Annotated in this window: 1 protein-coding gene and 1 pseudogene; both read right to left on the bottom strand. The window is 68.5% G+C overall.

Annotated elements, in window-relative coordinates; all coding sequences use genetic code 11:
• Positions 1-379 (bottom strand): hypothetical protein (locus ACFCZN_RS21320; protein WP_430558095.1); only part of this gene is annotated, 379 nt, incomplete at its 3' end.
• Between the two features lie 111 nt (positions 380-490).
• Positions 491-1,423, bottom strand: a pseudogene (locus tag ACFCZN_RS21315) (hypothetical protein); the annotation flags it as partial.

The following is a 1,423-nucleotide window of genomic DNA, read 5'->3' as shown; positions in this document are numbered from 1 at the left end:
GGCCCAGGCGCACGAGCTCGGGGATCGTCACGGAGTCGCTCAGCGTGTAGAGGTTGGACCGGGCCGTGACGGCCTTCGCCGACGTCCAGCCCGGCACCGCGGCCTTGAGCCGCTCGTCCTGCGCGGGCGTCGTCCACGAGTAGATCCCCGACTGGCCAGGCCGACCCAGCAACGCCTCGACGTCACCGCCGCGCAGGGCCTCGAGCTCCAGCAGAACTTCGGGTCCTTCGCCCTGGTGCACGTACGCGACCGCGCGGTCCGCGAGCCCCGGCGACTCGACGGCGAGCACCTTCAGCGCGTCGACGAGCCGAGCGCTCGGGCGGCCACCTCCTGCCTGCTCCTGGTCGCGCCGGAACAGACCCTTGACCTTCTCGAGCACCCTCTACCTCACCGTCACGTCGTCGCTGCTGGTGCGGTTGATGCTAGGGGTGGGCTCCGACATGGCCACCAGCCACCACGCTGACAGTGAGCGTCCAGGCAGCACTGCGGACTACCGGACGCGGACCGAGGGAGCGGTGACGGAGCTAGACGTCAGGTACGAAGAGGCGGCAGAGGACGGAGAGAACGAAACCCGCAGAGGGTACGTCTTTCCCCCTGGCATCCTGGGGAGCGTGACGGTGGTCTTGCCCTTGCTAGACGCTGTGAGCACGACCCGCGTGGTCTTCGTGCCGAGAGTCACGACGAGGGTGCCCACCGGCGCGGGCACGCCTGCGGCCTGGACTCTGACGTTCACCTTCGGCGCAGTTGTCCTGCTGATCGTCGTCGCGACGGGGGCCGCCACCAGCGTCGGCTTGACCTTCGGCACGGCGACCGTCGATCCGGAAACCGCGGAGGCACTCGTGTAGCCGGCCTTCTTGACCGTGACCCGAACGCTCAGCCGAGACCCGGCATCTGACGTCGTGACCGTGTAGCTCGATGACGTCGCCCTCGGAATGACCTTGCCTGCTCTGTACCACTGGTAGCTCGGGGTCACCCCGGCAACGGACCATGCTCCGGCAGAGGCCCTGAGCGTGGAGCCGATTCTGACGGTTCCGCTGATCACCGGAGCCTTGGTGACCCTGGGCGCGGCACCGGGCGCAACCCTCGCCGTCGCCGAGGTCGCCGTCGCATCTCGATAGTTGACGTGGCGTGCGGTGACCACCACCGAGAGCAGGTGTCCAGCGTCGGCTGCGACCGGGGTGTAGGTCGAGGAGGTCGCCCCAGGGACGAGTGCGCCGTCCCTGAGCCACGCAAAGGTGTAGGAAGCGTTGGTGACGTTCCACGAACCGGGCGTGGCCGTGAGCTTCGTCCCGACCGTGGGCATCGAGAGGGAAGGCGGCACGAGGGGCTTCATGACGAAGGCGATGTCGGCGCCGACGACTGCCGTGTCGCAGTCCGCGATGGTCACCTGCGTTCCCGACGTGGTGTCGCCGCCGGAGAAGTA

It is taken from the genome of Isoptericola sp. NPDC056134 (assembly GCF_042264825.1).
In the GTDB taxonomy this organism is placed as follows: Bacteria; Actinomycetota; Actinomycetes; order Actinomycetales; family Cellulomonadaceae; genus Isoptericola; species Isoptericola nanjingensis.
This window is presented reverse-complemented; position numbering and strand designations above follow the sequence as displayed.